The organism is Abiotrophia sp. HMSC24B09 (assembly GCF_001815865.1).
Taxonomy (GTDB): Bacteria; Bacillota; Bacilli; order Lactobacillales; family Aerococcaceae; genus Abiotrophia.
This window is the reverse complement of record NZ_KV822214.1, coordinates 115,409-122,204: the sequence shown is the minus strand read 5'-3', so window position 1 is coordinate 122,204 and position 6,796 is coordinate 115,409. Positions and strand designations below refer to the sequence as shown.

The following is a 6,796-nucleotide window of genomic DNA, read 5'->3' as shown; positions in this document are numbered from 1 at the left end:
TGTCGTAGGTTCGAGCCCTACTTGCGGAGTAAAATTTTATATTGCCGCTTTAGCTCAGCAGGTAGAGCGCATCCATGGTAAGGATGAGGTCGCCGGTTCAAGCCCGGCAAGTGGCTTATCAAGAAGTATCTGACGATACTTCTTTTTTATTTGCCCGATATATCATATATGATATATTCGGCAATAGAAAAAGAGCCATCTCTTGCGAGACAGCTCTAAGCGAAAGTCTTATTTTTCTTTCTTCAATTCGTTTAAGATGTCTTGTAATAAGTCTTTCTCGCTTGGACCTGCAGGTGGCGCAGGCGGGTTGATCAAGTCTTTGCCTTGAGCCTTCCCTAAAGCCTTTAAAGTCATGAATAACAAGAAACCAATGATAACGAAGTTAATAACAGCTTGTAAGAAGTTACCTACACCTAGGTAAGTATTCCCAATGCGTAATGAGATGCCAGAAACGGTAGCTTGACCAGTTACAGCAACAATAATTGGCATGAAGATATCATTTACTAAGCTAGTTACGATGCTTGAGAAGGCACCCCCCAAGATCACAGCAACTGCTAAAGTTACGATATTGTCTTTGGCAATAAAGCCACGGAATTCTTCAAAGATTTTTTTCATTCGAAATTCCCCTCCTTTCATCTACTAATCATAACATGTTTAGACTAATTTGTGTAGTGATAAAGGGATAATTTTTAGACTTTTTTAATGTAAGAGTCAATGGGATAAAGGCTTTGATCCAAGTCACTATGGCCTTGGCTGACATGCTTGACCCACTGATAACCAAGAAAAGGGCCGCTCGTTAAGCCAGAGGAGCCTAGGCCACTGACAGCCCAAACAGATTCAAGTTCTGGGACTGGGCCTACTAAAACAGCATAATCTGGCGTATAGGCACGTATGCCTACTTTAACCCTATGATAAGCCACTTGGTCCGATAAGAAAGGCAGGAGACTGCTAGCACGTTCTTGAAGTTCAGCCAATCGCTGGTCTTCAACGGTCAAATCATAGCCCCGATCATTCTCATGCGTCGCGCCAATGACGAGCTCGCCATTTTGGAAAGGAATGATATCAAATTTACCGGGAGGCATGACAACTGGCCAAGCATTTCCCTCCCATTCAGGTTGGTAGATGCTAAAGAGTTGTCCTTTTTGCGGGCTAATGGCAACATCGTAGCCAAGAGGCTCTAAAATGTGTGGTAACCAAGCACCGCAGGCCAACAGAATAGCATCATAGGGCTTTGTTTCCTTCTCTGGTCCTATGACGCTAACATGCTGATCACAATCAGCCATAAGCTTGGCTTGTCCATGAATCAACTTACCACCTAGTTTTGGAATCAAACTATGAAGTTCTTGAATCAAGGCCGCACCATCCAGTCGCGCCCCACCAGAGACAAAACTTGCTGGATAAGGGGTCTCTAGGAGTGGAAATTTATCCATGGCCTCTTGAGCGGACAAACTGGTAACCTCTCCAATAGAAGGTGAAGCGGGTCGGCGTTCTTGTGCTCGTTCCTGGTCACGTCTTAGAGAGCTTTCATCTTTACGTACTAGTAAAGCGCCAACCTCTTGGAAGATTGGATCGGTATTTAAGCCATCTTCAGTCAAATCCGCCATGAATCGCCGATAAAACTCAGCCCCTTGAGAAACCAGATAATACCAAGGTTTGTTACGGCGTAAAGTGAACCAGGGGCAGATAATGCCTGCGGCCGCCTTGGTTGCTTGGCCGGTGCCATCTTCATAAAGGGTGACAGTGTGACCTTCTTTGAGGGCATAATAGGCCGCTGTCGCGCCGACTATCCCGCCCCCAATAATTGCAAGATTCTTCTTCATCTTAGTGCCTCCTTCAATTGGCTAATGGTAAAGGCTGAGGAATTACCTCAGCCAGTCTACCTGTCTATTTAGGATTGTGGAAATAGTTTTCTTTCTTCATGTCTTGAAAGACAACGTGAATGCGTTCGGTAGGCGCCCCACTATGTTTGGACACGACCTCAATAATTTCTTTGGCCATGGCTTCTTTGGCTTGAGGGCTACGACCTTCTAATAGTTCAACGTGGATAAATGGCATAAAAGCTCCTCCTTAAGATTATTTAGTCTTTTCTTGGGTAAAGGCTTGAATTCGATTCATGGCTTCTGCCAATTTTTCTAGGCTGGCAGCATAGCTGAGACGGAAGTAACCTGATCCGCCAGGTCCAAAAGACTGGCCAGGGACTGCCCCCACCTTAGCTTCTTGAGCCAAAGCCAGACAGAAGGCGAAGTCATCACCTTGGAACCAGTCAGGTACTTTGACGAAGAGGTAAAAGGCGCCTTCAGGAAGTAAGGTTTGGTAGCCAATCTCGCGGAAACGGCCAATCAGGAATTGGCGGCGTTGGTCATAGGCTTGACGCATCTCATGAATACTATCATCACCTGAGTGATAGGCAGCAATAGACCCATATTGTGAGACGGAAGGTGGTGTATTGACAGTTGCTTGATGGACCTTGAAGATTTGGCTCAGATAGTCCTTAGGTCCAGCGATAAAGCAAGAACGCCAACCAGTCATGGCATAGAATTTAGAGGTCCCGTTAATTAGGATGGTACGCTCAGGAGCCAGTTCCGCCATGGAAACATGTTTATCAGAATAGGTAAGTTCGCTATAAATTTCATCAGAAACAATCATGAGGTCATATTGGCGGGCTACATTGGCTAGAGCCCCCAACTCCTCTCGACTATAGGTAACGCCGGTAGGGTTGCAAGGATGGTTCAAGAGCAGAATCTTAATCTCAGGATGGCTTTCTAACTGAGCCTTGAGTTCTTCTGCTTCTAACTTAAAGTTACTATGGCTGACATCGTGACGCACGAGTTCTGCCCCAGCAAGACGAACTTGCGTTTCGTAGATAACATAGTTAGGTGCAGGTACAATGACTTTTTGGCCAGGGTTAAGCAAGCCAACCAGACTGGCAAATAAAGCTTCAGTCGCGCCCACGGTTACGATGATTTCTTCTTCAGGACTATAGTGGAGTTCATAGTGACGCTCTAGAAACTCGCTGATAGCTTGGCGCAAGTCTAAGAGGCCACGCGAATGAGTATAGCCGTTCAGGTCTTTGCGGATAGCCTCAATGGCGGCTTCCTTAATGAAATCGGGTGTTGGAAAGTCTGGCTCCCCGATGGTGAGGGGGATTAAGCCTTCGATTTTGCTGATTTGATCGTTAAAACTACGGATAGGGCTCGGCTTAATGGCGAGCAGGCCTTGGTTGACTTGTGGCGTTGACATCTGATGAGCACTTCCCTTTCTTCCTTAACTTCTATCTATTAGTTTATCATACATAGACCGACATAATCTAGAGCATGGTGGAAAAAGTCCATGTAAAAATGAGAAGAACTCACCTCTTCATCAGAATTTTATCATAAAAGGCTTGACTTTTAGCGGGAATCTGGGTATAGTAGAGGCATATCTGAAATATCGTTGAACAGAAGAGTAGTAAAACTAGCGATTCAAGAGAGGTACCGGCAGGTGAAAGGTACTATCGAATAGGTTATGAAGATGGTCTGGGAGATAAATACGCCGATAGGTAGGTGTGTTCGGGTCATTCCCCCGTTACCAGGAATACCAGTTACGCTGTAAGGCCAGCTGGGTAGAGGGAAGCTTAGGCTTCTGAATAAAAGGTGGTAACACGATCACATCGTCCTTTTACTAACACGAGTTAGTAGAGAGGGCTATTTTTTTTAAGATAAGATAATGCGATGAAATAGTAAGTAAGGTCGCCTCGCCTTCACAGAGAGCTTCGGGTGGTGGAACGAAGCAAGGCAACGACATGAAAATGGCTATGGAGCGAAGATTTTGAATGGCTTAAGCTGATTCAAGTCTCGGTGCGACCGTTAAAAGCAAAGAGTATCAAATCTGGATACTCGCTAAGGGGCAATATGTGAGTATTGCCTGAACAAGAGGTGGTAACGCGTCATGACGCCCTCAAGGTAGGCTCTAGGCCGCCTTGGGGGCTTTTTCTAACCCACCCACGAGCCTTGAAATAAGGAGGAATTATAGGTGATAGAATTAAAGAATATCTCTGTCACATTTAGACAGAAGGACCGCCAGGTCCAAGCAGTCAAAGACGTTGATTTGACAATCGAAGAAGGCGATATTTACGGAATCGTCGGCTACTCTGGTGCCGGGAAATCCACCCTGGTCCGGGTCATCAACCTCTTGCAACGCCCAACAGGCGGGCAAGTGACCGTTGGTAAGGTAGCACTTCAGGGTTTGTCCGGTCGACGTTTGCGTGAGGAACGTAAGAAAATCGGCATGATTTTCCAACACTTCAACCTCATGCACAGTCGGACAGTCTTCAATAACGTGGCTTTCCCACTCCAGTATGATGGTGACAATTTCCGCCAGTTTGGCCAGCATGTCGGTCATGCCTTGGCCTTTTGGAAATGGTCTGGAAAGGCCGGCGAGAAGTTGACCGCACCGTTCAAGTTCTGGTCTCAAGTTCGCAAGGAACGTCGGCAAAAAGTTCTAGACTTACTTGAACTAGTAGGGATTGCTGACAAGGCAGAAGCTTATCCAAGCCAATTATCTGGCGGGCAAAAGCAGCGGGTGGCGATTGCGCGGGCCTTAGCTAGCAACCCTAAGATTCTACTCTGTGATGAAGCAACCAGTGCTCTCGACCCCAAAACAACCTTGCAGATTTTAGACTTGCTCAAGGAATTGAACCAAAAGCTAGGTTTGACCATCGTCTTGATTACTCACGAGATGCAAGTAGTCAAGGAAATCTGTAATAAGGTAGCCGTAATGGAAAATGGGGAAGTCATTGAAGCTGGCTCAGTTGTGCCAATCTTCAGCCAACCAGCCCAAGCTCTAACCCGCGACTTCATTCGGACCGCAACCCATGTAGACCAGGCCTTAGCTACCATTCTCAGCCAGCCTAAGTTCTCTCAACTTAAGGATGATGAATGGTTAGTAGAATTGTCCTACTTAGGCGATGAAACCGATGAGCCATTGATTGTGACACTCTATAGTCTCTTCAATGTCACCGCCAACATCTTGCATGGTAATGTCGAGATTATTGATAATACGCCAATCGGGAATTTGATTGTCACCTTGGCAGGGGCAGAAGCCGATAAGGAAGCTGCCGTCGCCTACATCAAAGAACAAGGTGTCAACCTTAAGTTCCTCAAGCGTCCACACAGCGCCAAAGACTATAAGGGAGGTGCAAAAGACTAATGGCAACATGGTTAGCAGAGTTTTTAGATAAGCTTGGCACTTGGAGTAACCAAGCTTGGGCTAGTTTGGAGCCCATCATGCCAAACGTGGCTAAAATTCCTAAGGACTTTTTAGAAGCCACGCAACAAACCCTTTATATGACCTTCTGGACGGCTCTCTGGTCTGGTATCTTCGGGATTTTACTTGGCGTGGTTCTGGTTGTCACCCACGACGGAGGCATTCTGGAAAACCGTTGGTTCTACCGAATTCTAGATCAACTGGTCAATATTTTCCGGTCCATTCCCTTTATTATCTTAGTCGCCCTCTTAGCAACAACTACGCGCTTCTTAGCGGGTACGACAATTGGTTCCAAGGCGGCCTTGGTGCCACTGATTGCAGGGGTTATTCCCTTCTTCGCTCGTCAGGTCGAAAACGCCCTCTTAGAAGTCAATCCTGGGGTTGTGGAAGCCGCTCAAGCCATGGGGACCAGCCCATGGGGCATTATCTTCCGCGTTTATCTCAAAGAAGGTTTGCCAGGTATCGTCCGCGCGTCAGCCCTTACCTTAATCAGCGTGATTGGTTTAACCGCCATGGCAGGTGCTGTCGGTGGTGGTGGTCTAGGGAACCTAGCTATCTCTCGTGGTTATAACCGATTCCAGACAGATGTCACCTTGATGTCGACCATCTTGATTTTAATCTTGGTCTTCATCACTCAATTTATTGCTCGACGCATTGAAAAGCGCGTCACCCACTAATCAACTTACAATTTTAGGAGGAACACTCAATGAAAAAATGGATTAAAACACTTGCTGCAATTATCACCCCAGTTAGCTTAGGGATTAGCGCCCTAGCACCGGTCACTTCTGCACAAGCAGCAGAAAAAGTTAAACTTGGTTTAGTCGGTGACGACACCCGAGTTTGGGACAACGTTAAAGAACGCTTGGCCAAAGACGGCATCGAGCTTGAATATGTTAAGTTCACAGAATACAGCCAACCAAACGCGGCTTTGGCTGACGGCTCAATTGACCTCAACGCTTTCCAACACCAAATTTTCTTGGATAGCTACCTACAAGAGCATAAGGATCAAGAATTAGTTTCTATTGGGAATACCGTTAACGCACCATTAGGGGTTTACTCTAAGAAAATAAAGGATATTAAAGACTTGAAAGAAGGCGACACTGTGGCAATCCCTTCTGACCCAACGAACGGCGGTCGTGCCTTACGCCTCTTGCAAACAGCAGGCTTAATCAAAGTAGACGAAGCAAAAGGTTACAAACCAACGGTTTCTGACATCAAAGAAAACAAGCTTAACCTTAAGATTCAAGAGTTAGATGCTTCCCAAACTGCTCGTGCTTTAGATGACGTGACGGCTTCCATCATTAACTCAGGGGTAGCAGTCGATGCAGGTTACACTCCATCCAAAGATGCCATCTACTTAGAGCCAGTTGATAAAAGCTCAAAACCTTACGTGAACATTATCGTGGCACGTAAGAAAGACGCAGAAAATGCAACGTACAAGAAAATTGTAGAAGCTTACCAAACAGAAGATACTAAGAAGGTTATCGAAGAAGTTTCTAAAGGTTCACTCTTACCAGCTTGGGAAACTTTCGGTACTAAATAAGCCTTGAAA

Annotated in this window: 7 protein-coding genes, 1 tRNA gene and 2 other annotated features; of the genes, 4 read left to right on the top strand and 4 right to left on the bottom strand. The window is 46.0% G+C overall.

Annotated elements, in window-relative coordinates:
* Positions 1–43: 43 nt before the first annotated feature.
* Positions 44–116: transfer RNA gene (locus tag HMPREF3093_RS09265), tRNA-Thr, on the top strand.
* A 112-nt stretch (positions 117–228) separates the two neighbouring features.
* On the opposite strand, the gene mscL is transcribed toward HMPREF3093_RS09265, so the two are convergent.
* The 4 genes from mscL to HMPREF3093_RS09245 form a co-directional block, all read right to left on the bottom strand.
* A complete protein-coding gene (gene mscL / locus HMPREF3093_RS09260) occupies positions 229–615 on the bottom strand; it encodes a large conductance mechanosensitive channel protein MscL (RefSeq protein ID WP_257244590.1) in 387 nt (128 codons plus the stop codon).
* A 74-nt stretch (positions 616–689) separates the two neighbouring features.
* Positions 690–1,820, bottom strand: a complete 1,131-nt coding sequence (locus HMPREF3093_RS09255; protein ID WP_070756778.1) for an NAD(P)/FAD-dependent oxidoreductase — start codon at positions 1,818–1,820, stop codon at positions 690–692.
* A gap of 64 nt (positions 1,821–1,884) precedes the next feature.
* Positions 1,885–2,055 (bottom strand): 2-hydroxymuconate tautomerase, encoded by a 171-nt coding sequence (locus HMPREF3093_RS09250; protein ID WP_070756776.1) that lies wholly within the window; start codon positions 2,053–2,055, stop codon positions 1,885–1,887.
* A gap of 18 nt (positions 2,056–2,073) precedes the next feature.
* A complete protein-coding gene (locus HMPREF3093_RS09245) occupies positions 2,074–3,240 on the bottom strand; it encodes an aminotransferase class I/II-fold pyridoxal phosphate-dependent enzyme (RefSeq protein WP_070756774.1) in 1,167 nt (388 codons plus the stop codon).
* A 183-nt stretch (positions 3,241–3,423) separates the two neighbouring features.
* Positions 3,424–3,660 (top strand) — a binding site (T-box leader).
* Positions 3,661–3,701: 41 nt separating this feature from the next.
* Positions 3,702–3,941: a binding site (T-box leader), on the top strand.
* A 70-nt stretch (positions 3,942–4,011) separates the two neighbouring features.
* Here HMPREF3093_RS09245 and HMPREF3093_RS09240 point away from each other — a divergent pair.
* From HMPREF3093_RS09240 to HMPREF3093_RS09230, 3 genes are all read left to right on the top strand, one after another.
* Complete coding sequence (locus HMPREF3093_RS09240) at positions 4,012–5,187, top strand: methionine ABC transporter ATP-binding protein (protein ID WP_070756772.1); 1,176 nt, start codon at positions 4,012–4,014, stop codon at positions 5,185–5,187.
* A gap of 77 nt (positions 5,188–5,264) precedes the next feature.
* Positions 5,265–5,921 (top strand): methionine ABC transporter permease, encoded by a 657-nt coding sequence (locus tag HMPREF3093_RS09235; protein WP_070756789.1) that lies wholly within the window; start codon positions 5,265–5,267, stop codon positions 5,919–5,921.
* Between the two features lie 29 nt (positions 5,922–5,950).
* Entirely contained in the window at positions 5,951–6,787 is an 837-nt protein-coding gene (locus HMPREF3093_RS09230) for a MetQ/NlpA family ABC transporter substrate-binding protein (protein WP_023391572.1), read from the top strand.
* Positions 6,788–6,796: the final 9 nt, after the last annotated feature.

Bases quoted from the DNA above. Each gene is read 5' to 3' on its own strand.
- mscL (WP_257244590.1), bottom strand. From the start codon at position 615: ATGAAAAAAATCTTTGAAGAATTCCGTGGCTTTATTGCCAAAGACAAT.
- HMPREF3093_RS09230 (WP_023391572.1), top strand. From the start codon at position 5,951: ATGAAAAAATGGATTAAAACACTTGCTGCAATTATCACCCCAGTTAGC.
- HMPREF3093_RS09235 (WP_070756789.1), top strand. From the start codon at position 5,265: ATGCCAAACGTGGCTAAAATTCCTAAGGACTTTTTAGAAGCCACGCAA.
- HMPREF3093_RS09245 (WP_070756774.1), bottom strand. From the start codon at position 3,240: ATGTCAACGCCACAAGTCAACCAAGGCCTGCTCGCCATTAAGCCGAGC.
- HMPREF3093_RS09250 (WP_070756776.1), bottom strand. From the start codon at position 2,055: ATGCCATTTATCCACGTTGAACTATTAGAAGGTCGTAGCCCTCAAGCC.
- HMPREF3093_RS09255 (WP_070756778.1), bottom strand. From the start codon at position 1,820: ATGAAGAAGAATCTTGCAATTATTGGGGGCGGGATAGTCGGCGCGACA.